General features: G+C 50.2%; 21 protein-coding genes. All 21 read right to left on the bottom strand.

Annotated elements, in window-relative coordinates; translation table 11 throughout:
* Window positions 1-110 precede the first annotated feature (110 nt).
* Entirely contained in the window at window positions 111-977 is an 867-nt protein-coding gene (rfbA, locus tag V4835_RS08780) for a glucose-1-phosphate thymidylyltransferase RfbA (protein ID WP_331411954.1), read from the bottom strand.
* Between the two features lie 14 nt (window positions 978-991).
* Window positions 992-2,056 (bottom strand): dTDP-glucose 4,6-dehydratase, encoded by a 1,065-nt coding sequence (gene rfbB, locus V4835_RS08775; protein WP_331411953.1) that lies wholly within the window; start codon window positions 2,054-2,056, stop codon window positions 992-994.
* Window positions 2,057-2,121: 65 nt separating this feature from the next.
* On the bottom strand, window positions 2,122-3,558 hold the full coding sequence (wbaP, locus tag V4835_RS08770; RefSeq protein WP_331411952.1) for an undecaprenyl-phosphate galactose phosphotransferase WbaP: 1,437 nt from the start codon (window positions 3,556-3,558) through the stop codon (window positions 2,122-2,124).
* A gap of 43 nt (window positions 3,559-3,601) precedes the next feature.
* Window positions 3,602-4,783: a glycosyltransferase family 4 protein gene (locus V4835_RS08765; RefSeq protein ID WP_331411951.1), complete on the bottom strand. Its 1,182-nt coding sequence runs from the start codon at window positions 4,781-4,783 to the stop codon at window positions 3,602-3,604.
* Window positions 4,761-5,960: a glycosyltransferase gene (locus V4835_RS08760; RefSeq protein WP_331411950.1), complete on the bottom strand. Its 1,200-nt coding sequence runs from the start codon at window positions 5,958-5,960 to the stop codon at window positions 4,761-4,763. The genes V4835_RS08765 and V4835_RS08760 overlap by 23 nt, the downstream gene beginning before the upstream one ends.
* A 12-nt stretch (window positions 5,961-5,972) precedes the next feature.
* Complete coding sequence (murJ, locus tag V4835_RS08755; protein WP_331411949.1) at window positions 5,973-7,466, bottom strand: murein biosynthesis integral membrane protein MurJ; 1,494 nt, start codon at window positions 7,464-7,466, stop codon at window positions 5,973-5,975.
* Window positions 7,463-8,629, bottom strand: coding sequence for a glycosyltransferase family 4 protein (locus tag V4835_RS08750; RefSeq protein ID WP_331411948.1), 1,167 nt, complete (start codon window positions 8,627-8,629; stop codon window positions 7,463-7,465). Before V4835_RS08750 ends, murJ begins: the two co-directional genes overlap by 4 nt.
* Entirely contained in the window at window positions 8,622-9,758 is a 1,137-nt protein-coding gene (locus V4835_RS08745) for a glycosyltransferase (RefSeq protein ID WP_331411947.1), read from the bottom strand. Before V4835_RS08745 ends, V4835_RS08750 begins: the two co-directional genes overlap by 8 nt.
* Complete coding sequence (locus V4835_RS08740; RefSeq protein WP_331411946.1) at window positions 9,755-11,071, bottom strand: O-antigen ligase family protein; 1,317 nt, start codon at window positions 11,069-11,071, stop codon at window positions 9,755-9,757. The genes V4835_RS08745 and V4835_RS08740 overlap by 4 nt, the downstream gene beginning before the upstream one ends.
* Window positions 11,072-11,103: 32 nt before the next feature.
* Window positions 11,104-12,489 carry a phosphomannomutase CpsG gene (gene cpsG, locus V4835_RS08735; protein ID WP_331411945.1) on the bottom strand — a complete coding sequence of 462 codons (1,386 nt, stop codon included), beginning with the start codon at window positions 12,487-12,489 and terminating at the stop codon, window positions 11,104-11,106.
* Window positions 12,489-13,886 carry a mannose-1-phosphate guanylyltransferase/mannose-6-phosphate isomerase gene (locus V4835_RS08730; protein ID WP_331411944.1) on the bottom strand — a complete coding sequence of 466 codons (1,398 nt, stop codon included), beginning with the start codon at window positions 13,884-13,886 and terminating at the stop codon, window positions 12,489-12,491. Before V4835_RS08730 ends, cpsG (V4835_RS08735) begins: the two co-directional genes overlap by 1 nt.
* Window positions 13,887-14,146: 260 nt before the next feature.
* A complete protein-coding gene (gene galF, locus V4835_RS08725; RefSeq protein ID WP_331411943.1) occupies window positions 14,147-15,046 on the bottom strand; it encodes a UTP--glucose-1-phosphate uridylyltransferase GalF in 900 nt (299 codons plus the stop codon).
* A gap of 176 nt (window positions 15,047-15,222) precedes the next feature.
* The gene (gene wcaM, locus V4835_RS08720; RefSeq protein WP_331411942.1) at window positions 15,223-16,614 is read right to left on the bottom strand and encodes a colanic acid biosynthesis protein WcaM; all 1,392 of its coding nucleotides are present in this window, start codon (window positions 16,612-16,614) and stop codon (window positions 15,223-15,225) included.
* Window positions 16,615-16,626: 12 nt separating this feature from the next.
* Window positions 16,627-17,847, bottom strand: coding sequence for a colanic acid biosynthesis glycosyltransferase WcaL (gene wcaL, locus V4835_RS08715; RefSeq protein ID WP_331411941.1), 1,221 nt, complete (start codon window positions 17,845-17,847; stop codon window positions 16,627-16,629).
* Window positions 17,844-19,124, bottom strand: a complete 1,281-nt coding sequence (gene wcaK / locus V4835_RS08710; protein WP_331411940.1) for a colanic acid biosynthesis pyruvyl transferase WcaK — start codon at window positions 19,122-19,124, stop codon at window positions 17,844-17,846. Before wcaK ends, wcaL begins: the two co-directional genes overlap by 4 nt.
* A gap of 17 nt (window positions 19,125-19,141) precedes the next feature.
* Entirely contained in the window at window positions 19,142-20,620 is a 1,479-nt protein-coding gene (gene wzxC / locus V4835_RS08705) for a colanic acid undecaprenyl disphosphate flippase WzxC (RefSeq protein ID WP_331411939.1), read from the bottom strand.
* A 1-nt stretch (window position 20,621) separates the two neighbouring features.
* The gene (wcaJ, locus tag V4835_RS08700) at window positions 20,622-22,016 is read right to left on the bottom strand and encodes an undecaprenyl-phosphate glucose phosphotransferase (protein ID WP_331411938.1); all 1,395 of its coding nucleotides are present in this window, start codon (window positions 22,014-22,016) and stop codon (window positions 20,622-20,624) included.
* 46 nt (window positions 22,017-22,062) lie between these two features.
* Complete coding sequence (gene cpsG, locus V4835_RS08695) at window positions 22,063-23,433, bottom strand: colanic acid biosynthesis phosphomannomutase CpsG (protein ID WP_063144522.1); 1,371 nt, start codon at window positions 23,431-23,433, stop codon at window positions 22,063-22,065.
* Between the two features lie 111 nt (window positions 23,434-23,544).
* On the bottom strand, window positions 23,545-24,981 hold the full coding sequence (cpsB, locus tag V4835_RS08690) for a mannose-1-phosphate guanyltransferase (RefSeq protein ID WP_023336268.1): 1,437 nt from the start codon (window positions 24,979-24,981) through the stop codon (window positions 23,545-23,547).
* A gap of 3 nt (window positions 24,982-24,984) precedes the next feature.
* Window positions 24,985-26,208, bottom strand: a complete 1,224-nt coding sequence (wcaI, locus tag V4835_RS08685; RefSeq protein ID WP_331411937.1) for a colanic acid biosynthesis fucosyltransferase WcaI — start codon at window positions 26,206-26,208, stop codon at window positions 24,985-24,987.
* Complete coding sequence (locus V4835_RS08680; protein WP_024908101.1) at window positions 26,205-26,684, bottom strand: GDP-mannose mannosyl hydrolase; 480 nt, start codon at window positions 26,682-26,684, stop codon at window positions 26,205-26,207. Before V4835_RS08680 ends, wcaI begins: the two co-directional genes overlap by 4 nt.

The raw sequence follows: 26,684 nt of genomic DNA, 5'->3' as shown, positions 1-26,684 counted from the left end.
CAGTTTGAATGTATCTATGATGTTAACTCAAGCCAGCTACTTGTGGATAGCCTTTGGTGCGCTTACGTTTGCAACGAAACGCAATGGGTAAATAAGTAAGCAATTACCCTTTATTCTTTAATCAACATCGCCAGATATTGACCATAAGCCGTTTTCTTGAGTTTCTCTGCCTGAGCGGAGATCTCTTCTGCAGTTAACCATTTCTTACGGAACGCAATCTCTTCCAGGCAAGCCACCTTCATTCCCTGCCGCTTTTCAATCGTGTGGATGTATTGAGAAGCCTCTATCAGGCTGTCGTGGTTCCCGGTATCAAGCCAGGCAAACCCACGTCCCAAAAGCTGTACGTCCAGCTCTCCACGCTGCAGATACATTTGATTCAGGGTCGTAATTTCCAGTTCACCCCGCGCTGAAGGCTTCACCTCTTTCGCCATCTCCAGTACGTTGTTATCGTAAAAGTAGAGCCCTGTAACCGCCCAGTTAGACTTTGGCTTCAGCGGTTTTTCTTCTATAGACAAGGCCTTGTAATGCTCATCAAACTCAACGACACCGAATCGCTCAGGATCCTGGACCTGATAACCGAACACCGTTGCCCCGGTCGTTTTACTGGCCGCATCTTCCAGTTTCTTACTGAAACCGTGACCAAAGAAGATATTGTCGCCAAGAACTAAAGCACAGGGGTCATTCCCCACAAACTTCTCACCGATGATAAATGCCTGAGCCAGGCCATCGGGCGAGGGTTGCACTGCATAGGTGAAATTCACGCCGAACTGGGAGCCGTCTTTCATCAAACGCTGAAAGGCGGGCATATCCTCCGGGGTGGTAATGATTAAAATATCGCGAATTCCGGCCAGCATAAGGACAGAAACGGGATAGAAAATCATCGGTTTGTCGTAAATTGGGAGCAATTGTTTCGATACACCTTGCGTAATGGGATAAAGACGCGTGCCTGACCCACCTGCTAAAACAATTCCTTTCATTACTTATACCTCGATTATTTATTCAGGCCGAGTCGTTCACCGGCATAAGAGCCATCAAGCACACGTTGCCACCATCTTTCATTGGCGAGATACCATTTGATAGTCTTCTCAATACCACTTTCGAACGTTTCCTGAGGCACCCATCCGAGATCGCGTTCAATCTTACTGGCATCAATCGCATAGCGAAGATCGTGCCCCGGTCGGTCTTCCACAAAGGTAATCAGGTCGGCAAAACTGTTTATATTGGCCGGTTTGTTCACTATGATGCTATCGAGAATTGAACACACTGTTTTGACAACATCAATGTTTCTACGCTCATTGTGGCCGCCTATACAGTACGTTTCGCCGGCTTTTCCTTCCGTCGCCACTTTGTACAAGGCTCGGGCATGATCCTCTACGTACAACCAGTCGCGGACCTGTTCTCCGTTACCGTACACCGGCAGCGGCTTTCCCGCTAAGGCGTTTAGAATGACCAGCGGGATCAGCTTTTCCGGGAAATGATATGGCCCATAGTTATTGGAACAGTTTGTGACGATAACAGGCAGACCATAAGTCCGGTTCCACGCTCGCGCTAAATGGTCGCTTCCCGCTTTAGAGGCGGAGTACGGGCTGCTCGGCGCATATGCGCTCTCTTCATTGAACAAGCCCTCATTGTCGTGAAGGTCGCCAAAGACTTCGTCGGTAGAAATATGATGGAACCGGAATCCCGCTTTTTGCTTATCATCAAGAATTGAATAATGCTGGCGCGCGGCTTCAAGCAACGTGAACGTACCTATCACATTGGTCTGGATAAACGCAGCCGGACCATCGATAGAACGATCAACATGGCTTTCTGCCGCCAGATGCATGACAACATCCGGCTTGAACTCGCGGAACAGAGCGCTAATACCCACAGCATCCGTGATATCAGTACGCGAAAATGAATAGCGAGGACTCTTTTCAACGGATGCCAGGGACTCAAGGTTGCCCGCGTAGGTCAAACAATCAACAACACAGACCGTATCCTGCGTATGGTTAATAATATGACGGACGACGGCAGAACCGATAAAACCTGCTCCACCTGTTACGAGTATTTTCATATTCCCTTCACTATTTCTGGCTAAGACAGACAGCATTACGTTTATTAACTAAGATACTATTAAAATCAGTAAGCACCTTTTCTAAACAGGACAACATTCACTGTTTTGAACAAGATTACGATATCATTCCATAGTGACCAGTTTTTAACATACCACGAATCAAAATAAACACGGGTAGTATAATCGACATCATTACGACCACTCACCTGCCATAATCCCGTCATACCTGGCTTCACCATCAGGTAATAATCAACATCATCCGCATAGCGTTCTAACTCTTCCTGAATTACCGGGCGAGGACCAACAAGACTCATCTCACCTTTGAGCACATTAAATAACTGTGGAAGTTCATCAAGGCTTGTTTTACGAATAAACCTGCCGATAGGCGTAATACGTGGATCGTTCTTGAGTTTGAAGTCTTTCTCCCATTCGGCACGGGCTTCAGGATCATTCTCAAGTAATTCCGCCAGTATTTCTTTTGAGTTAATATCCATAGAGCGGAATTTGTAGCAGTCAAATGACTCTCCACGTCGTCCTATCCTGCTGTGGGCATAGATTGCCGGGCCGCCATCGCGTGATACTTTGTACCAAAGATATACAAACAGCGGGGAGGAAAGCAAGAGAATAGCTGACGTACAAACGATATCGAAAGTACGTTTAATAAAACGTGATGTCAGTTTTGCGAGGTTGTTGTGGACCTGCAGCAGCAAGACTTCATGGCTAAAAATGAAGGACATGCTTGTGCCGTAAAGCGGGAATCCTCGCAGAGAAGGAATAATAATGACATTACGGCATTTATGTCTGGCAAGGAAACGTAGCCAGTTCTCAAATTTATCTTTTTCATCAAAATCACAGGCGACAACGAACTGTGTAGAAAAAGCATTGTAGTGAGTTAAGAGGGTCTTCTCATCTTTAACAATAGGGCACTCTTCCAGAGTATCCGCTGTTGCATCAAAATCGCAGAAGGCATCAATTTTAAACCCGGATACTTCATGGCTCTGGAGTGCGAAATATGCCTCACGGGCATTGCGTCCAGACCCTAATATGACAGTACGCTTCTTCCAGTAGCCAAGTTTATTAAGCAAAACTTTTGTTAGTTCTCGTGAAACCGGAACCATAATGATGGCATATATCCAGCAATAGGCCCAAATATATCGAGAGAAGTGCCATTTTGAGAATGCAACCAAGGCGAGGTCAAAAATGGAAAAAATGACAATAGTTCGCAGTGTTTCTTTCAACTCAGACCAGAATGGTTTTTTCTGTGCATAGTGGCGTAAACGGACGCCAAACCAAAGTACACATAATGTTGTCAGAACAAGATGCGACAGAAGACGAACGTCCATCTGAACCAGTGGCATGAAGGTATTCAAATCACCAATGAAGAACATGATGGTTAAAAATGAAAGCCCTAAAGAGATGTTTAACCAGAAAAAATCCGAAAGCATCAAAGAGATGCGACAAACAAACTCTTTCTTTTGATCTTGAAATACGCTACTTTTCATTATTTATTCCCTGGCATAAATCCCAAGATTTATGCCGTGGTCATTATTTTCCTGGATGAGTATAATTGTTCTGCACACGCGCAGCCTGAGTATTTATTAATGACTCAGAATATTGCGACCACGCTTTATCAACAAAGTTGATAATCTCTTCACGGAATCGTTGCTCAGAGAATGTCAGAGCATGCTCCCGGCAATCCTGCGGATTGATCTCTCCCGCATGCTTTTCAAACGTTTCCACGGCATCGCAGATAGCCTCGGCGGTTTGTTCAAAGAAGAACAGACCGGTTGGCTTCTCGCTTCCGAGAGGTTTAACCGTTTCCAGACACCCTCCCTTTCCATAGGTAATCACAGGCGTGCCGCTTGCCTGCGCTTCGACCGGGGAAATACCGAAGTCTTCTTCCGCTGCGAATACATACGCCTTAGCACGCTTCATGTAATCAACAAGCGCAGCATCGTCCTGATAGCCCAGCAACGTAACATTGTCAGTCGCCAGTTGCTTAATTTTATCCATTTCTGAGCCGTCACCGATAACAACCAATTTTTTATCGGGCATTTTGGCAAAGGCGCTAACGATAAGATCGACGCGCTTATAGGGAACCATGCGGCAAGCTGCCAGGTAGAAATCCTCTTTACTGTCGCTAAACTCAAATTTATCCGTGTTCACGGGTGGGTAGATGACATCTGCTTGCCTGCCGTAAACTTTATTGATTCGGCGAGCAATAAACTGGGAATTACCGATGAAATGATTTACTCCTGCAGACGTACGATAGTCCCAGATACGAATTTTGTGCAGAAGATACTTAGCAAGCCATCCCTTCAGCCCTTTATTCAAGCCAGATTCACGTAAGTACTGATGCTGGAAATCCCACGCATAACGGATAGGCGAATGCACGTAAGAAACATGAATCTGGTCTGGACCCGTTATAACGCCTTTAGAGACCGCATGGCTGCTCGATATCACCACGTCATAAGCCGACATATCGAGTTGCTCTATCGCCAGTGGCATGAGCGGTAGATAAGACTGAAATTTTTTCGCTGCAAAAGGTAGACGCTGTATAAATGTCGTAGTGACTTTTTTATTGTTTAGAAAATGTCTGTCTTTAGGTTTTAAAAAGTCACAAACCGCAAAAATATCCGCATCAGGATAGCAACGAAGAATTTGTTCAACTACTTTTTCTGAACCTGCATAGGAACTCAGCCATTCATGAACGATTGCTACTTTCATTACGCTTCTCATCAATTAACTTAAACATTTTTTCAGTACGCGACTGGTAAGTATACTCTTGTGCAAGTTCCTGACATTTCTCAACAGAAATTCGCTGACCTGAAGTAATATCTTCCAGTGCTGAAATAAATTCGGTCGACGTGTGGGCAATACGCACATAATCCTTGAAATCACATAACGACGCTAAATCAACGCTAACCACTGCTTTACCCGCTGCCAGATACTCGAAGAATTTCATCGGGAACATGGAGGCCGTGTATTCATTCAAATTATTAGGCAGTAAGGTTGCGGTAAATCCCTTCAAATAAGCCGGTAATTGCTGATAAGCGCGTGGACCAATTAAGTGGATGTTTTTATGGCGGGTCAACTGTGTTGCATCCGTATTCGGATCGCCTTCACCAACGTCACCTATCATCACGATAGACCATTCAGGATGCGCTTTCGCAATCTCTTCGAGCAGTGAGAAGTTGACTTTATAACCGCTGATTGCGCCAATAAAACCGATGCGTGGCTCAGGAATGGCGTGAAGATCGGACGGCAAAGGTAAATCGTCATCCAGCGCGGTGGAAAAATGGTTATAGTCGGCAACATTAGAAAAATAATAGACTTCATCACTCCACTGCTCACGCGACTTAAGCAAGGTCAACGAGGTAACGAACGTGATATCCGCACGTCGAACGAGCTCTTCCTCTGCATCCTGGAGAATGTCTACAGGCATACCGGGTTGCGCTTTGATTTCGTCAACGCAATGATACACAACGTACTGGAAATCACCGGGTTCAAGAAAGCGCGTAGTGAGCGGGTTATAGGTCCAGAGCGTTTCATCTTTGAACTTCAAGCGCCAGCACCAGAACTTGAGTGCGCTGCTCAAAATGAACTTATTGAGCCTGCGAACGAACGCATAGTTGTTAAACGGAATTGAGATTGGTGACCAGACCCAAATATTATCTCTTACTTTTCTCGGCGCTTTAATCGCTTTAACAATCCTGCGGAAGATACGCGAAAGGTCTTTCTTATTTACACTTGGCCTGCGCAGTCCCAGCGACTCGATATAGAGTACGCGGTGGCCGCGGTTGGCCAGTTCTACCGCAACATGTTGCTTGTTTGTCCAGAATGGATTATCCCAGTCTGCTGTCGACAAGACGACGATATCTTTAATGTCAGTATTATTTTTCATAATATTATTACGTTATCTCAGTCCCTTTTTTATGAAAATCCCTTTAATACCATTTCGATACATTGGGAATAACATGGCCCACAAAATTGCGAACGTGACGAAGAGTGACCCGTCGACCAGCAATCTGATAAGCACACTGGATGGTTCAGTGACAACATGCCCTAATACCATAATGAATCCACTGTAGATAATCAGGCCAGGCGCAATCCTCAATGCTGCTGGTATGAGGTCTTTTGCTATTTTCAGATACCATGCACTGCACACAAACATGACCAGGCCGTATATCGAGTTACCCACGCCGAGACCAAATGCCCCCCAAACCTTATAGGTCGCTAAGTTGACCAGCGCATTCCCCAGCAATGCAACGATCATGACAATCAGCACTTGTTTGTTATTCAGATGTGCACTTAAAGCCTTTATGAATATATATCCAATAACCTGAGCCCAAAGACCAATACACATCCCCTGAATAATATCGGTAGTAACAGCCACTGAGTGTAAGTTAAATTCACCCCTCATAAAGAGTAAAATGACAATATCTTTCGCATAAACGAAGATAAAGAAAGACATATTCATCGAGAGAAGTGCTAACCAATTATAAATAATTGTCACTTTCTCTCGCACGACTTCAGGAGATTGCGAGGACCAGATAGGCAGTCCGGCAAAGGCAATAGGCACAGACAGGATAAAGGTGACCGTGTCGGTAATAAAGCGCGCGTAATCCAGAGCAGAAACAACATCTATACTAATTAACGATGCGAGCGCTCTCTCAAGCGTGATATTGCCCTGCAGAATCAAAGGTAGCAGAAGTAGTGGCCGCAGAGTAATCCAGAAACTGTTCATCACCTGCTTAACTTCAGACATATCAAACCGTTCTGGAAGGTTAAGAATACGTTCTTTGCGTGCCCTCAACACCGCCCAGATACTAAAAGCAATGTAGCTACCGGTGAATCCCCATGCCAGCAGCAGATAATTATTATAATACCAGGCAGCGACAACCCCCAGAAGCATACCAACATTCTGGATGGATGCTCTCATAGACATGGGTTTGTAGTCACCATGTGCCATTGATATGTAATTAATCAGACCTGAGCAAAGATAAAATGGACAGCAAATTGCCATTATTTTGAACAATTCATTGGTCATTTCGCGGGCATTGCCATTAATGCCCGGCGCCATAATGCCCACCCAGTAATCCGATAAAAAGAATAATACAAAAAATAGCAACAGCGAGATAACAGCAAAAAATAAAAACATGCACAACTTGAAGGTTGATGCCCGAAATTCATCTTCTGTTAGATATTTTTTATATAGCGGGATAAATGCAGAGTTCAGGCTATCACTTGTCATGAAGTTAATTGGAACCAAGGTGCCTGTCTGGGCTATGCGGTATGCCCCATTGATATCACCGGTACCAAAAAATTTTGCCATCAAAATTTCCCTGAGCAATCCCAGAACTTTTGATAGCATGTTTCCGCCAAGTAACTGGCTTATAGCTTTTTTCATTTAGATGATCTTTTAAACAATGAAATGTACTCACCCACTGAATAGCTCAAGGTGTTTTTAACGGGTATATAGGACTCCCGCTGTAATCGGGTGACGTCATCAATAAAAGTCTGTACTTTATCGGCGGGAATATCGTTTGGGTTGCATTTAAATATCTTCGGACCGGCGCTAAACGTAAGGTGCTCAGAAATAATCAATGGCAGTCCAGCGCTCATAGCTTCAAGCACATTTAAAGGCAAACCCTCAACTCGCTTTGTGAGAAATAAAAACATATCGGCACATTGCATAAGATTTGCTAACTGCGTTCGGTTTTTAGCGCCCATAAAAATAACATCATGCTCAAGACCGAGATCATTCACTTTCTTTCTTAATTGCGGTTCATAAGGTCCGTCTCCACAAATAAGGAGTTTTGACTTGGGTCTGATTTTTTTTACTTGAGAAAAGAGCTCAATATTTTTATCCACACCTTTTTGTTCATGCAACCGAGATGCCGATATGAAAACCAACGACTCCGGTGCTATATCTAATTGCTCCCGCAGGACGTCTTTGCTCGTTGTGGCGTCAGAAAACAGATGCTCATCAATGCCGTTTTCGATCTTCACCACTTTGTTGCTATCACAAATCATGTTTGTCGGGAAGCTAGTTAAATCTTTACTGACAGCATCACCAACAGCTACGATCCTGTCGAAATGTCTATAGTGCTTAGCATCGGAATAGAAACCCAGTACGTTCTTCACGCTTGATAATACTTTTTTTAATTTTCGGGTTTTTAACTTTGATACTAATTCCCCCACTGAGGTTCCATGTGCTTGCATGATAAACTTTGCGTTGGGGAAGCTTGGCTTATATTTTAAAGTGCTGAAAGCACCGGCACTGATGCTGATCACAGCACTGACATTTTCTTTATCATCCCAGCCTGCTATCAGTTTTTCAGTCTCAGTCCACCAGCCGGGTGAATATTGTGCTTTAGGAATGTTTTTAATTTTAATAATTTCTGGATAATGCTCTGACGATACAGTTTCAGCATCAAAATCCGTCGTGATAACCTTGACATCAAACCCAGTGACCTGCAACTGAACAGCAAGATCCCATGCAACAACTTCCATACCTCCCAGATGATGAAATGGGAGAGAGCGTGCAAAAATGATTACTTGTTCAGCCATGAATCAGTTCCTGATATATTTTTTCTAATTTTAACGTTTGTTTTGATAAGTTGAATTTCTCGCAGATAAATTCACGCGCATTCCTGCCCATGTTGAATCGCTCTTCGCCATTATTGAGCAAGTAAGAAATTCGCTCTGCCAGCTGCATATCATCGCGTTCTGTCACTAAAAAGCCGGTTCGCTCATCAATAATCGCCTCCGGGATACCACCATGATGAGTTCCGATAACAGGAACCCCCGTTACGGCGGCTTCCAGGAGTACCATTCCCAGCCCTTCAGCATCACCCGTTTTCGCCGTGATGCTCGGCAATATCAGCATACTGGCCTTACGCATCCATGCCATAACGTCCTGATGGGGCAGCGCACCGGTAAACGTGACATTTTGTTCAAGACCTAATGCGCCCACCTGCGTTTTTAATTCGGCCAACAGTGGCCCCTCTCCAATTACCACTAATCTGGCATCTGCACATGTTTTTTGGACATGCTTTAGCGCTTTGATCAAGATGGCAGTTCCTTTTTTCTCTACTAGCCTTGCCACATGTAAAATAATACCCTGATCGTCACGTTGGTCGCGAGGTTGGTATTTATCAACGTCAATGCCAATGTAGTGCTGAACTAGCTTATCTTCAGGAAAACCATGTTTGATTGCTTGCTGAGCGATAAAATTGGAGACACAGATGAATTTATCTCCCTCTTTTTTGACTTTGTGCTGATGAATAAGGTAGTTAATCCATGCAGGCGAACGTGACTTAAGCAAATCTTTATTGCTCACCGTCACATCAAAGCCGTGTAGCGTTGTCACTAAAGGAATGTTTTTTCGCTGCGCCAGCGAAAGGGCGTAAAGACCGTCTATCGCAAAATGTGCATGGATAAGATCTAAAGGTTGATTGCTTAACGCTGTGTGGTATGGCTGTGCTGAGGTTGTTACAGCATTGAGCAACTCAGCCACCCTGCCCCGTATATCACCGTTGGGATTAAGTACGCACGCGGTGGCACCTTCAGGTTTATTACCAATCATGCGTCTGCCGATATAACACTTGTTATAATTCTTAATTGCTTCGGCCTGCTGCTGTATAAAAACTTCAGAACCCTTGAAGAGCTGATTGCGAAAAATACCGACTGTTTTCATTGTTGTCCCTTACTCTCCCGGGCCATCGATATGTTTCCTGCCATACATAACCCAAGCATTACTGCCATTACCACCATCTGATGCTGTTCACCGATCAGACCAAAGTTTTCACCAAAGCCGTGAGCAAATTGCCATGCAAGAATCATTAATAAGGAGAAACCGAGATTCTTCGCTTCTGGATTGATATTTTTGACTGCACGCAATGCCACACCAATACTTGTCAGAATGAAACTCAGCCCCATAAGTGAAGCGATGATCCCAGACTTGGACCAAAGATAGATCAAGGTATTGTGTGGAGGCAGGAAATAATCCGTATGCTTGCTATAGTCAATTTCCCAGCCACCAAAGCCCTGCCCCATAAGCGGATTGTTCAAAAAGGCATTGAATGCATAGTTCCAAATTTCATAGCGCGTTTCTGCTGTATTTGTCGATTCTTGCAAAAAACCACTCTGTTCAGCAACGCTGGATATCAAGCTAATTGCGATAAGGGCAATAGCGAATGAGGCACCAACTGAACCTACAACGATCTTTGTTTGCCGCTGAAGTTTCAGGTAGAAGATGAACACAGGAATAAGTACTGCAAAAAGAACGCCTGCTTTAGAGCCTGTAAAGAAGACTGTTACCCATAATAAAATGGCCATCAGCAGCGTTAGCTTCGAGTTGAGCGCTTTATAAATTCCCCAAGCCATAAATGATGAGACGCCTGCGTAGCAAGCCGCCGCATTCGCATTGACGAATAATACGCCACCTGCTTTTACAGGATCGTAGAAGTTATTTCTGGCCCCATCCAGCAATCCCTGTAGCGTATTCATGCCCATCAAATACTTACTTACCGGAGAGAGAACGATAGATAACTCTAATGTTTCATTTAGTCTGAAAAGGATAACTGTCACTGCCTGAAGACAGATTACAAAAAGCATGGCATTAATAACTTTATAAAGCGCCCGCTTATTTGTTAGCCCCAATACGTAAACTGCATTTGCAATTACTATAAACTCTATAAGATACGCGATATCGCGTATACCCATTGATTTTTCTTCGGACCACGCGAGGCTGATTGTACTAATACAGATCAGACCAATTAAAGACAAAATTGCAGGTTTAGCTAAAAACCGGTTCGCATTCTTTACAAACTCAGGAAGAAGCAGTGCAGGGAGTAAAAAAGCAAGTGGGACATCCGCCCCACCCAGTTGGACTAAATATAATTGCGGAACGCTGCAAATCAAAACCAGCAGCAGTCTGAATTTTAATGAAAGCGTGAGGAAAATAAAAAATAAAATTAAACCTAACGCCGCTAATAAAACTTCTATCATTAATTTTTCCCACGCGATTGAGCAAATCAGAGTCAGCTATTAATCAGTTCTAACAGCTCATCTCGTTTCGTTATCATTAATTCCTCGTCAGCATCCGTCTCAACATTAAGACGGAGCAACGGTTCAGTATTAGACGTACGGATATTAAAACGCCAATCAGCAAATGACATGCTCAAGCCATCGGTATAGTCAATATTAATAGCTAGCGGAGAATAGCGGGCTTCAATATCAGCAATAAGCTCGACTGCATTCTCCACCTTACGATTGATCTCACCCGAGACAGGGAATCTTGCAATGCGCGATTTAACGAGTTCTCCCAGTGAAGAACCTGACGTCAGGACAAGTTCCGCAACCAGGAGCCACGGAATCATACCGCTGTCGCAATAAGCAAACTCGCGGAAATAGTGGTGGGCGCTCATTTCGCCACCGTACACCGCATTTTCTATGCGCATACGTTCTTTAATGAAAGCATGGCCTGTTTTCGACAGAACGGGTATGCCGCCAGCACTTTCAACTATATCGATGGTATTCCATGTTAAGCGTGGATCATGGATAATTTTTGCACCGGGCTCTTTCTTAAGAAATGCTTCTGCTAACAAACCAACAATATAATAGCCTTCAATAAAATTGGCATGCTCATCAAACAAGAAACAGCGATCAAAATCACCATCAAAGGCAATGCCCATATTAGCCTGAGTTTCTAACACAACGTTTGCAGTATCCTGTCGTGCTTCAGGCAGCAGTGGGTTTGGTATACCGTGCGGAAATGTGCCATCGGGTTCATTATGAACTTTGACAAACTCAACAGGAACGCCGGCTTTTTTGAATCGTAATTCTATTTCGTCAATAACATGGCCCGCCGCACCATTACCGGAGTTGATAACCAACTTCAACGGTTTGATGCGGAAATTATCAAGATTGACATATCCCAGCAGATGGTCAACATAAGCGTCCAGGATATTAATTTTCTTATAACTTCCCTTTGTCTTGCTGGGCGTAAATTTGTTTTCTTCTGCTAACGCTTGAATATCTTTTAAGCCAGTATCACCACTCACAGGACGCGCGCCTCTGCGAACCAGTTTCATCCCGTTATAATCTATTGGATTATGGCTTGCGGTAACTTCAATCCCACCGTCTACATTAAGGAAGAATGTCGCAAAATAGATCTCTTCAGTCCCTGACAACCCAATATCAAGGACATCACATCCCCCATCCATCAAGCCTTCTGCAAGCGCCAGTTTTAATGATTCGCTAGTTAAACGAACATCACCGCCAATCACTACCTGCTTCGAAGATAAGCACTGTGCATAAGCTCGCCCGATACGCCAGGCAATATCTTCATTAAGTTCTTCGCCAAGTTTCCCACGAATATCATAGGCTTTGAAGCATGTTAACTTTTTATTATTTTTATCTTCCATTATGAAATCCTTAATACGTCATCGTCACCCAAATAGCTACCAAACTGAATTTCCAGAACCTCAAGATTGATTTTTCCTGGGTTTGAAAGTCGATGTTTTTTACCAACCGGAATTGTTGTAGATTCGTTTTCAGTCAGGTAAACAACTTCATCCTCTACCCCAATCAACGCCGTACCGGTTAAGACAACCCAGTGCTCCAGTCGGTGATGATGCAATTGAAGTGAAAGCTCGCCGCCAGGAATAATGGTTACACGATTAACTTTATAACGTGAATCGCGAACCAATGTTTCAACATGCCCCCATGGCATATAGCGCGTCGTATGCTCGCGACATTCACTTCGTGAATTTGCCTTCAGATGTTCAACTACGACTTTGACATCCTGAACGCTATTTTTATGAGAGACAAGCAGTGCATCTTTTGTATTGACGATAATAAGATCGTCTAATCCCAGTGCGGCAGTTAATTTATCTTCGCTGTGTATATAGCATGAGCGTGTATTATGAGTGAATACATCCCCAATCAATGCGTTTTCATTTGTATCATGGGTCGATGTTTCCCACAGAGCAGACCATGAGCCTACATCATTCCAGCCGGCGTCCATTGCAGTTACGATCCCTAATTCCGTATGCTCCATTACGGCATAGTCGATAGAGTCAGACGGGCAATCCGTAAAGGTATCTTTATTGAGTTTAATAAAATCGAGATCGTTGACAGGTTGCTGCATTGCATTCTTGCAGGCATCAAGTATTGATGGGCAAAATTTAGCAACTTCATTCAGATACGCGGAGGCCCGGAACATAAACATCCCGCTGTTCCAGAGGTATTCTTTGCTTTCAAGATAGGAAATAGCCGTCGCTTTATCAGGTTTTTCAACGAATCTTTTGATTTTCCAGGCCGTTGAGTTGCCAGCATGCTGCTCTTCGCCACGCTGGATGTAACCATATCCCGTTTCAGGCTGAGTGGGGACGATACCAAAGGTGACGAGTTTTCCATCTTCGGCAAAGGGGATCGCGTCGGTGATGACAGCATGAAAAGCTGCGGTGTCGGAGATGAGATGATCCGCTGCCAAAATGAGCATTACGGGATCTTCCCCTGCGCTAATCGCATGCAGTGCAGCGAGTGTTATCGCTGGAGCAGTATTGCGTCCTACAGGTTCAAGAATGATGTTCCCGGCAAGTTTGTGCATTTGCCTCAGCTGTTCTGCCACCAGAAAACGATGATCTTCATTACAGATAACGATGGGATTTGTCACATTGAGTCCGTCCAAACGAGAGATCGTATTTTGAAGCATTGATCCCCCCTGATGGAATGACAGAAATTGCTTGGGCTGCAACTCGCGAGACATCGGCCATAGCCGGCTCCCTGTTCCTCCTGCGATCACCACTGGAAGTAACATCCTTCTTCTCCTGCTTTGCTCAATACTGATTTGTGTGTAAAAAAGGCACGCTACCGCCCCTGGCTTAGGCTACCAGAAGCAATAATCGAAATTGAATTTCTCACCCTGCCGATACCGACCACATGCAGGAGAGATATAATATGATTTTGGCTCATTGATTGCCAAAATTTGAAAATGCGTTTATTTACTTTAAATAGAACAAAAGACCACCCTGAAATTCAGGGTAGTCTCCTGTTTTGCTGTATCTTCAAAATTGCCGTTTAATCATGTGATTCGAGCAGTTTCGTAATCCTTTCGCGGAACTTCTGCCCTTCCTTCACATTACGCAGTCCGTAGTTCACAAACGCCTGCATATACCCCATTTTCTTGCCGCAGTCATAGCTGTCGCCCGTCATCAACATCGCGTCAACAGACTGTTTTTTAGCCAGCTCTGCAATCGCATCGGTCAACTGGATACGCTCCCAGGCACCGGGTTTCGTTTTTTCCAGCTCAGCCCAGATATCAGCATTAAGAACATAGCGACCTACCGCCATCAGGTCGGAATCCAGCGTTTGCGGCTGATCCGGTTTTTCGATGAACTCAACAATGCGGCTCACCTGACCGTCCGATTCCAGCGCTTCTTTCGTCTGGATAACAGAGTATTCAGACAGGTCACCTTCCATGCGCTTAGCCAGCACCTGGCTACGACCGGTTTCATTGAAACGTGCGACCATTGCCGCCAGGTTGTAACGCAGTGGATCGGCTGTGGCGGTGTCCAGAATGATATCCGGCAGCACAACGATAAACGGATTGTCACCCACAACCGGACGGGCACACAAAATAGAGTGTCCCAGACCCAGCGGCTGCGCCTGGCGTACGTTCATGATGGTCACGCCCGGCGGACAAATAGACTGTACTTCCGCCAGCAGCTGGCGCTTAACGCGCAGCTCAAGCAGCGCTTCGAGTTCGTAAGAGGTGTCGAAGTGGTTTTCTACCGCATTCTTGGACGAGTGGGTAACCAGGACGATTTCTTTGATCCCTGCAGCAACAATCTCGTCGACAATGTACTGAATCATTGGCTTGTCGACGATCGGCAGCATCTCTTTAGGAATGGCTTTTGTGGCTGGCAGCATATGCATGCCCAGGCCTGCTACCGGAATGACTGCTTTCAAATTAATCATTATTTCTTCCACCTTAAAATGGTTGACGAATTATAGCTCTTTAACCTGTTTTCGCCAGCATGATTTGCCGTAATCCTTGAGCAATGTTACGCCTTCGCATCACAAATTTCTGTAGATGTAATCTGATTCGATCGCGCTTTTATGCCAGGAATAGTCTCAAAACAGAACATTGTCGATTATCTGTGCGGAAGCGCAAAGTTCAGCCTTTCTGCATTTACCACCTGCTGGTCGACCCGGTCAATATCTACCGAGCTTTGCCCTTTCTCATTCACAGCTTTAATGTTCGCCAGCGACAGCAACGTCTCGTCTTTCGCCATGAATTTACCCCGCACATCCTTGCGCAGGTCGAAGTTGATCTTCAGGGCGGGCCCCACAGCGGCTTCCTGCATCACATTGATGTTGCGTAAAAAAAGATGTTGCGGCTTGTTGTGTAATTCCAGCGTAGCACGCTGCATTTCCACGTTGGTTATCGCCACAAACGAGGTGGCATTACCGGATGAAATCTGTATTCCGCGCAATTTATACGCAAGCTGTCGATTATCGAGGTGAATATTGTTGAGCTTGAAGTTCTGCGGGATGGACAAATAATCGCCTTTTATTACCCCATAGCCGATTAACATTCCGGCACTATTAACCATATCGACATTATCAATAATGAAATTATCACAGCCATAAATAGCCACCGTGGCGTTGTCTATTCCCGCCTTTTTACTGAAGTCGGGAGTAATATTTTTGGCCTTAATATTGCGAATAACAAAATGTTTGCCGTTTTCAACGTGCACCAGCTGGCGACAATTGCTGCCGGTGATGTTGGCCACTACGAAGTTCTTAACGGTTTGCTTCTCTGGATAGTCGTTATCGTAGGTGCTGCCGGCGAGGCCAATGCCGATGCCCCAGTTGATCTTGCCGTTAGTGCAGTTGATGTTGTCGATGACATGATCGGAGATCAGGATATTGCGATCGTTAATGGCGACGTTCCACTCAATCGCATCCCCCTGCAGATGGCTAAATTTACTGTTGGTGATGCGGGCACCGTCCACCTGGTTGTGGAAACCCTGGCGCAGGATGGCGTAGTTGGCCTGACTCACGCTGATGTTATCAATCAGCAAATTGCGCATCACGCTGGGTTTCTTGCCGCCGATATAGATCTGCGTCACCGGGCCAAAACCGCTCATGGCCAGCCCTTTGATGACGCAGTCAGAGCCGCGAACGTCGAGCGTTATGTTCTCCGTGCGCCCGGCACCTTCGCCTATTACTTTGCTGCCTTCCTGCAAAACAAAGCGGCCGCGCCCGTTGCCGGTTAACGCCCCGCGGATCAGCAGCGTTTTACCGTCGGGAATAAAAATGCCCGTATTGATGTTTTCACAGGTCAGTCCCGCAGGAACAACAACCGTGTCCCCTTCGTTAAACGCCTGCTTAAAGGCGGCGATCCAGTCGTTGTTATTGTACTGATTAACAGAGACCGTTCTTCCGGCTGCCGCCTGCGCGGTGCGTGACGACAGCAGCGGCGTGGCCGCCAGAACAGACAGAGAAGAGATAAAGGTGCGTCGGGTAATCTTTTTCAGCATACAACCTCGGCGTTACAGCGTTTGCAGCAGGCTCGCTAACTGGCGGTTAATCACCTGCTGGTTAAAATCGGCTTCCACTTTTTGTCGGGCATTCTGGAGCACGGGCTCCAGCGCCTGCTGGTCGATGTCGCTGAAGGCAGCTAATCGGTCCGCAAGGGCCATCGCGTTGTTCTCCGGTACCAGCCAGCCGGAATGGTCCGACTTAATCAGCTCCGGGATCCCGCTGTGCAGGGTCGATACCACAGGAATACCAACGGCCATCGCCTCCATCAGCGCTACCGGAATACCTTCCATATCGCCATCGGCGCCCGTCACCGAGGGCAGCAGAAACACATCCGCCTCGTCGAGCATGGCCTTGACCTCGTGGCTCGGCTTGAAGCCCGGCATCTCCACGACATCTTCCAGCTGATACTGTTCGATAAGCGTGCGCAGGCGGCGCTCCCACGGCCCAATGCCGAGAATGCGATAGTGGAAATCCACCCCGCGCGCCTTCAGCTGGCGGCAGGCTTCAATGGCCACATGCAGGCCTTTCTTCTCGGTCAGACGAGCAACGGAGATGATCTGCAGCGGTTTTCCCGGCACCTTGACAGGACGGCGAGTGAAGCGCGTTAAATCCACGCCCATACGCGACACGGCAATTTTCTCGCCCGGGCATCCCATGTTTTTCAGGCGTCCGGCCCACAGGTCGCTGATAGGCAGCATCATGTCGCCGCGGCGGAAAAGCTGCTGATACTCCGGCGTGTAGTGGTTCAACACTTCGCGGCTGGAGATGTCGATACCGTGGAAGATGGTCGCAATTTTACCGTCAATCACGCCCAGTTCGCGCAGCTTCGCGGCGGTAACGCCCGCCGGGCCAAAGTGGGCGATAAACACGTCGGCACGATACGGCTGCGCCGTTTGCCCGCAGATGGCCGACAGGATCAGATTGCGAGATTCGGATCCATAGCGAGAAACATTCAGCGCCCGCCACGTCGACGCGCGATGGATCCCGCGTAAGGTCTGGCTGGCCCGGTGGCGCAGCTTACTCAGCTTCCCGGACGGCTCATCCTGCAGCCAGCGGGTTTTCGCCTCCAGCCCATACTGGGTATACGCCGCATGGGTGTTTTGGGTATCGCCCTTTTGCAGGGCGATAATCTCCACGTCATATCCCATATCGATAAACGCGGTGATTTGGTTCAGGACAAACGTTTCAGAGGACAGCGGAAATTTCAGTAAGAAGAAACCAACCTTCATTTCCCCTCCCGTACGCGGTCAAGTACCGATTTCACCATCCCAATGCCCTTCTCGCGCTCGGCTTTCACCGCTACGGCCAGGCGTTCATTGATGGCGGGCAGCTGACCCAGGGTATCCCCCACCATCGCACCTAGCGAACCATCCAGCAGATGACGGATATCCACGGCCATTTCAGGCATACCAAGCTGCTGCATGATGCCTGCTGATTTGTGTTCGTAGTTGATAGCAATGGCCGGCGTGCCAAAGTTCATGGAGATAATGGCGGAGTGCAGGCGCGTGCCGACGGTCAGGTCACAGGCGGAGAGCAGCTTGCCCATCTCCAGGTCGTTCAGTTCGTCCATTACCACGTGATAGCGGGACGGATCGTTCACAAGATTGCGCAGGTTCAGCGCCACCATGCGGTCGTCTTTGTTGTAGCTGTCGATACCGGTGCAGGTGGAAAGCGCCAGCACCTGATAACCGCTGTCCAGCACGCGGTTCACCACGTCGGCGAAGGCTTTCTCATACGCCGCCTGCGTGGTGCCTAAACGCTTATCGAAGGGCGCCAGCTCGCGCAGGGTTATTGCGACGGTTTTCTGTTTCGCCGCCACGTCGAGCCAGTGCTGCACCGCGTAGCTCGGCTGGAAGCTGTCGTTCTGGTGATCCACCAGCCAGGCGGTATCCACGCCGTGCTCAACTTTTGAGGTGTCAATTTCGCTGCGCTTCATCATGTCGAGGCTGACCGACTCGCGCAGGATCAGCGCGTCGCAGTGGCAGAAGACGTAGTTCGCGAGCTGGTTAAACTGCGGATCCTGGAAAGGCCCCACGCTGTGGCCAATCATAAACAGCGGTTTTTTCGCCATGAACGTACAAAGCGCATGCTCAAACTGCGGCACGCCGTAGAGATCGACGAAGAACGAACCGCCAACCTGGATAATGGCGTCATAGCCGGACAGCAGACGAACAAAATCGGTAAAGCCCTGCGCGATAGCGATATTGCGCAGCTTGCCGGTATCGGTCACGCGGGAAAGCAGCACCTGGTGCTGGTAGCGACGACGCAGCACTTTCTTCACGCGGCCCATCACGCCCGCAGCGTTGTTATGCTGTTTCATCTGGCTGTAGAGCGGGTCGCCCATCACCGGGCGGTTCAGTAGCCAGGATGAGCTGACCGGATAACGGCTCATCACGTCCACTTCGGTCTCAGGCTTAAGGGTGTTAATTGCATCCAGTAAACCGCGCAGGATGGCGCTGTCGCCACGGTTGCCGCAGGTATGGTTGCCAAGAATTAATAATTTCATAATGGCCTCTTAAATAACTAGCCTGCGCGAAGCAGCGTTTTCATTTTTTCGTTACGGCAAAACTGGCGCTTCATCTCTACCACCAGCGCATTGCGCGACAGCACAATCATCACGACGAATGCTAGCGCGCCCGCGGCAACCTGCACTGCCAGCAGCGCGGCCAGCGGCAGGTGGCCGCTGAGGATGATGCCCAGGCCGTAGCTCACCGCCAGGGTTGGCAATGAGAGATAGAACGGCAGCCACAGGCTCAGGATGTACTGACGGTAGCTGGAACCCAGCACCGGCTTGATCATGATGAAGTAGCTCAGAACCGTATTGACTACCTGTACCAGCAGGAAGCCCAGCGTGACGCCGATGGCGCCCGCCGTATGCCCGCCGACGATAATCGCCGGAATAAACAGGAAGGTTTTGAATACGTTGAACTTAAAGCTGATGTCCACGCGCGCTTTTGCCATCAGCAGGGAACCAATCGGATTCCCCACGGAGCGCAGCAGCCCCACCACGCACAGCAGCTGCAGGATCGGGATGATGCCATTCCACTTCTCACCAAACACCAGCGGCACGAAGTTGCTGGATACCACCATCAGCCCCAGCAGCACCGGGAAGTTGATAATCCCCACCACGGAAAGCAGCTTGTAGAAGTTGACGCGCAGCTTCTCGGTGTCGTCCTGAATCTTGGCGAACGCCGGGAACAGGACGCGGGTGATTATCGGGTTCAGCTTCATCGGCGGCACCACCGCGACGTTGTAGGCCAGGTTGTAGCCCCCCGCCACGCTCGCGCCAAGGATACGCGCCAGCACCAGCGTAGACAGGTTGGTATTCACATAGTTGATGATGCTGTCCGCCGTCAGCCACGCGCCAAAGCGCAGGTTGGACGAGACGGAAGCGAGAGAGAAATGCAGCCCGGGACGGTAGATCTTGCGGCCAAAGTAGCCGAACAGCAGCGTGCGCACGGAGGAGTTAACCAGGTATCCCAGAATGGCCGTCATCGCCAGCGGCCAGAAATGGGCGCTCACCACGGTGAAGGTAAAGCCCGCCAGAACGGCACTTGTCTCAATCATGCCGATCTTGTTGAACTCCAGCTCTTTCTGCATCAGCGCGCGGAACTGCTGCCCGTGCGGGATCACCACGAAAGCAAACGACAGCGTGCGCATCAGCGGGGCGAGATCCGGGTTATGCAGCACGCTGGCGATGGTGTCGCTCAGCAGGAACACCAGCACGAACACGAAAATCCCCAGCCCCACGTTCAGCCAGTAGAGGGTGGTCAACTCGAGATGGCTGATCTCTTTGCGCTGGATAATCGAGTTGGCAATACCAAAATCAGACAGCGTATCGGCCAGCGCGATAATCACCAGCGAGACGGTTAGCAGACCGAACTGATGATTATCAATAATACGCGCCAGCACGGTCATCTGCACCAGGCCGAGGCCAATGATGACGATGGTCGCCATCGCTGACCACTTCGCCCCGCTGATGGTTTTTTCACGTAAGCTCATCTTAGTACGCCGCTTTGTTCACGAAACCTTTGAAGATGGTCAGAAAAACAATCTTGATATCGAACCAGATACTCCATTCACGGATGTACTCCAGATCGAATTCGATACGTTTTTCCATTTTTTCCAGCGTGTCGGTTTCGCCGCGCCAGCCGTTGATCTGCGCCCAACCGGTGATGCCCGGCTTCACCTTATGGCGCAGCATGTAGCCTTCAATCAGCGAGCGGTACTGCTCGTTGTGCGCCACCGCGTGTGGACGTGGGCCAACAATCGACATGCCGCCGGTAAAGACGTTGATAAACTGCGGCAGCTCGTCCAGCGAGGTGCGGCGCAGGAAGTTGCCCACGCGGGTGACGCGCGGATCGTTCTGCGTTGCCTGGGTCACCACCTTGTCATTTTCCATCACCTTCATGGAGCGGAATTTCCACACCATAATCGGCTTACCGTCCATACCGTAGCGGGTCTGGCGGAAGATAACCGGGCCGGGAGAGCTCAGCTTCACCGCCAGGGCAATGCAGCACAGAACAGGCGAAATCAGCAGCAGGATCAGTGAAGAGAGCACGATATCCTCCACGCGCTTCAGCACGCGGTTAATGCCCGACAGCGGCGTGTCGTACAGCGGCACCACCGGCACGCCGTTTACCTCTTCAATACGGGAGTGAAGGATGTTGAAGGTAAACACGTCCGGGATCAGGATCACCGAACAGGTGGTATCCGCCAGCTCGCGCATCAGCTGCTTAATGCGGAATTCGTCTTTCATCTGCATGGCGATGTAGACGTTGTGAATTTTGCCGGCCTTCGCGTCTTCAATAAGCTGTTCGTAATTACCCGCCCAGTCCGCAGGCACGCCGCCCGGCTTCGCGTCGTGGTAAATCCCCACCACTTCAAACCCTAACCACGGCTCTTTGCGGAAGCTGTTGAGCAGCACCTTCCCGACCGGCAGATCGCCCGCTACCGCCACGAAGCGGCGATTGTAGCCACGGTTACGCAGCCAGCCCGCGCCAAAGCGGATCAGGGAACGGCACACCACCATGCCGACGCTGGTCAGCAGATACCAGCAGAGATAGGTGACGAGGCGATTGTCAAAATCATGGCTGAACGCCACCAGGCCCGCGCTAAAGATCAGGCTCAGGGTCCAGTTTTGCAGCAACAGCATCAGTTCGGTGGTCATTTTGACGCCGCGCCACGAGCGGTAGAAATCCGTCATCCCGCCGATCATCTGAAACACGACCAGCGCAATGAGTGCCATCAGCAGATGCATGTATAAGAACGGCAGCCCGCCGATCCGACACACCGCCCACAATCCGCCGACCATGATGGTGATATCAGAAAAACGCTGCACCATAGAGATTAACGATGCATTCGTTCTCGCTCGTTCGCGTTTTTTTAGATTCGTCATCGTTGTTCCTGTATTCGGTTCCCCCTCCCGCCGGGAGGGGCAATTGTTACTGATTCAACAGCGCCAGAATGTCCTTCGTTCGGGCTTCCATCAGCGCGGTATCAGCACGGGATTCCACGTTCAGGCGCACCACCGGCTCGGTGTTGGACGAGCGCAGGTTGAAGCGCCACTGCGGGAACGCCATGCTGATGCCGTCCGTACGGTCAATTTCCAGCGCGTGAATCGCAAAGTGCTGCTCCACGCGGGCAATGGCCTCGGCTGGCTGCGCCAGCTTGCTGTTGATTTCCCCGCTCGCCGGGAACGCCGCCATGCGGTCGCGCACCAGCTCGCCCAGCGTCTGCCCCTTCAGGCACAGCAGCTCGGTGACCAGCAGCCACGGGATCATCCCGCTGTCGCAGTAGGCAAAATCGCGGAAGTAGTGGTGGGCGCTCATCTCGCCGCCGTAAATGGCGTCTTCTTCGCGCATGCGCTCTTTGATAAAGGCGTGGCCGGTTTTGGACATCACCGGCGTGCCGCCTGCCGCAGACACCACGTCGACGGTGTTCCAGGAAAGACGTGGATCGTGAATGATCTTCGCGCCCGGGTTTTTCTCGAGGAACGCTTCCGCCAGCAGGCCGACAATGTAGTAGCCCTCGATGAACTGCCCTTTCTCGTCGAACAGGAAGCAGCGGTCAAAGTCACCGTCAAAAGCGATGCCCATATCCGCGCCGTGCTCAATCACCGCGTTGCGGGTGTCGTCGCGGCACTCCGGCAGCAGCGGGTTAGGAATACCGTTCGGGAAGTTGCCGTCCGGGGTGTTGTGTACTTTGATGAAGGTCACCGGCACGTTCAGCGCCTTAAAGCGGGCTTCCAGCGCGTCCACCACCGGGCCGGCCGCGCCGTTACCGGAGTTGATTACCAGCTTCAGCGGCTTGAGGTTCGCCACGTTGATATAGCCCAGCAGGTGGTCGATGTAGTCTTTCTGCAAGTTGATTTTTTTGTAGCTGCCGCGCTTCGCTTCGTTCACCGGCGGGAAATCGTTGGCTTCCGCCAGGCGCTGCACGTCGCGCAGGCCGGTATCGCCGCTGATAGGACGGGCGCCCTTGCGCACCAGCTTCATGCCGTTGTAGTCCATCGGGTTATGGCTGGCCGTCACTTCGATACCGCCGTCCACGCCCAGGTGGAAGGTGGCAAAGTAAATCTCTTCGGTCCCGGAAAGGCCGATATCCAGCACGTCCACGCCCGCATCCTGCAGCCCTTTCGCCAGGGCCAGCTTCAGGGATTCACTGGTCAGACGCACGTCGCCGCCCAGCACGATGGTCTGTGGTTTTAAATATTCGCCGTACGCGCGGCCAATGCGCCACGCGATATCTTCATTCAGCTCTTCGCCCAGCTTGCCGCGAATATCGTAGGCTTTAAAACAGGTTAATTTTTCCATGATGACCCCTTTTTCAGGCAACAGTCGGCCCTGACCACTAAATGGCCAAATTGATTTTTTTGTCATTCGTAGGCCCGGTGAGCGCAGCGCCACCGGGCATAATGCAGAGTGCTACACCCGCCCGTAGCGGTCCTGGAAACGCACGATATCGTCCTCTTCCAGATACGAGCCGGAGCGCACCTCAATTAAGTCGAGAGGAATTTTCCCCGGGTTCTCCAGACAGTGCGTCGCCCCCAGCGGAATATAAATGGACTCGTTTTCACCCAGCAGTTTGACTTCACCGTCAATGGTGACTTTAGCGGTACCCGCGACCACCACCCAGTGCTCGGCGCGGTGATGGTGCATCTGCACCGACAGCCCCTCGCCCGGCTTCACGGTGATGCGTTTCACCTGGTAGCGGTCACCGGAGTCAATGGAGTCATATTTCCCCCACGGACGGTAAACTTCGCGGTGAATATGGTGCTCGTGGCGACCATCGGCCTTAATTTGTTCAACCACTTTTTTAACGTCCTGCACGGCGTTACGGTCGGCAATCAGCACGGCGTCTTTGGTCTGGACTACCACCAGATCTTTCACCCCGACCGTGGTCACCAGGCCGGACTCGGCGTAAACGTAGCTGTTTTCCGTTTTGTGGCTAATGACATCGCCGTGGTGGACGTTACCCTCCGGGGTATGGGCGCTGATCTCCCACAGGGAGGACCAGGAGCCCACATCGCTCCAGCCCGCATCCATCGGTACCACGACGGCGTCTGCCGTACGTTCCATCACCGCGTAGTCAATGGACTCTTCCGGGCAGGCGAGGAAAGCCTCTTCATCCACGCGGATGAAGTCGAGATCCGGGTCCACCACCGCCATCGCTTTCTCGCAGGCGTTCAGAATATCCGGGCGGTATTTGCGCAGTTCTTCCAGATAGCGTCCGGCGCGGAACAGGAACATCCCGCTGTTCCAGTAATACTCACCGCTGGCAACGTAGGCCTGCGCCGTTTCCAGATTCGGTTTTTCGACAAACTGCGCCACGTCAAACGCCACGCTGTCGCCTTCACCCGGCGTCACGCTGCCGCGGCGGATGTAGCCATAGCCTGTTTCCGGCAGATCCGGCACGATGCCGAAGGTCACCAGCTTGCCGCTCTCGGCGTAAGGAATGGCCGCACGAACCGCGTCGCGGAACGCGTCTTCCTGCTGGATAACGTGGTCTGCCGCGAGGACCAGCATCAGCGGGTCACAGTCCGGGCTGCTGCGTTTTGCCGCCAGCGCCGCCAGGGCAATCGCAGGCGCGGTGTTACGACCGGCAGGCTCCAGGATGATGTTTTCGGTAAGCTTATTCAGCTGGCGCAGCTGCTCGGCAACAATAAAGCGGTGCTGTTCGTTACAAATCACCACCGGGCTTTCACACTCCACGCCGTGCAGACGGTTTACCGTCGTCTGCAGCATGGTGAGATCCCCTTTCAGGCAGAGGAACTGTTTTGGATAGAGCACGCGGGACAGCGGCCACAACCGGCTACCAGAGCCACCAGCCATCACAACCGGATACAAAGTGGTTTGACTCATGATTTATCCCCGTATATCTGCAATAAATTGGCTCAGCACGTTCTCTTTTTCGAGCGTGCGTTCGGCATATTCACGTGCCACCGTGTTCACTTTTGGCATGGCAAGTGCCCGTTCAATTCCGGTCACCAGCGCCGGGACCGATTCCGGCTCCACGCACACGGCAATTCCCGGATAGCTGTCGCACAGCTGGCCTAATTCTGTTTCGGCTTCTGCCGTAATCACCGCGTTGCCGCCCACTGCCAGAATGTTGGTCAGCTTGGAGGGCAGCACCGCATCCGCGGCGCCGCGTTTTTGCACCACCAGATGGCAGTCGCCCATCTTCAGCAGCGCAGGCAATGCCTCGTAAGACTGAAGCGGGAAAAATTTCACGTTAGTCAGGCCGCGTTCGCCGGCCATTTTTTCCAGCCGCGCCTTTCCACCGCCCTGCCCGACAATCACAAACGTCCACGGATGTTTGCTAAGCTGCTGGGCCGCTTCAATCACGCTCTCCAGCCCCTGCTTTTCGCCGATGTTGCCTGAGTAAAGAATGATTTTTTGATCTTCAGGCAAACCGAGCTGCGTGCGCAGCGCCTGAGCGTCCTGCTCCGTCACATCGCGAAAACGCGCCACTTCGGACCAGTTCGGGAAGAAAATCACCTTCCGGGCCGGAACGCCCTTCTCCTGCGCCTTGTTCATCATCGAGCGCGAGATCGTCGAGACGTAGTCCACGTTGTGTAAGCCGCTGCGCTCAAACGCGCTGGCGAGCTTCGCCACCTTGCCGCCCTTGCTTTTGCCTGCCATCCCCAGGCCCAACATGGCGTCAACTTCGTAATCCTGAATGTGCAGCAACGTGCGCGCACCGGAGAGTTTGCCCAGCAGGCGCATGCCCGGCGTGCAAAACAGCGTCGGCACCACGCCGATGATGCGATCCGGCTTCCAGCGACGCTGCGCCATCAGCGGGAAGAAACTGCTCAGGGCAAAGCTGCCCAGATGAAGTAACCGTTTCAGCGTTGAGGGCTGCTTAGGGACATACAGCGGGCAGCGCCAGACGGTCGCTGCACCCTCTTCGCGACGGTAGCGCCAGCTTGAGTAGCGCTCCCCGACTTTCCACTCCGGGTAGTACGGCGGCGCGGTAATGACCCGCACGTCATGTCCCTGGCTCGCCATCCACTCGACCATCTCGCCGGTGTATTTCCCGATGCCGGTTAATTCCGGCGAGTAGTTGATTCCGTACACTAAAATTTTCATAAGCCCGGCACTCCGGACTGACGATCGGCCAGGAAATAGGCACGACTGTTGTCATGCACATTGTCGCTGGCCAGCAGCGCCTCTGGCGTCTGCCAGCGGTAGTCGTCATGCTGAGAATCAGGCAGACGCAGGTCTGCCTCACTCACCTTCAGGCGGAACCCCAGCACGATGTAGTGCGTGGTGAACCCGGTGCCTGAAAAGTTATCGTCATAGAAGTGCTGCCAGACCCCGTAAAACTGGCCCGCTGCCATCGGCAGCTGCAGGCCCAGTTCCGCCAGAGTGAGACGCTCAAACGCATCGCTCAGCGTCTCATCCTTCTGCACGCGCCCGCCGGGCACGAACCAGAAGCCCTGTGCAGGACGGTTGGTTCGTTTCCCCAGCAAGAACTCGCCGCGTTCGTTCTCCACGATCAAATCAATTGAGATGAGCGGAGTGGAACGCACTACCGTGGCAAAATCTTCCTGACTTAAAAACAT

This window comes from Enterobacter cloacae complex sp. CARB60 (assembly GCF_036487345.1).
GTDB classification, from domain to species: Bacteria; Pseudomonadota; Gammaproteobacteria; order Enterobacterales; family Enterobacteriaceae; genus Enterobacter; species Enterobacter asburiae_D.
Note: the sequence above shows the minus strand (reverse complement) of the source record. Positions and strands in the feature narration are given on the sequence as shown.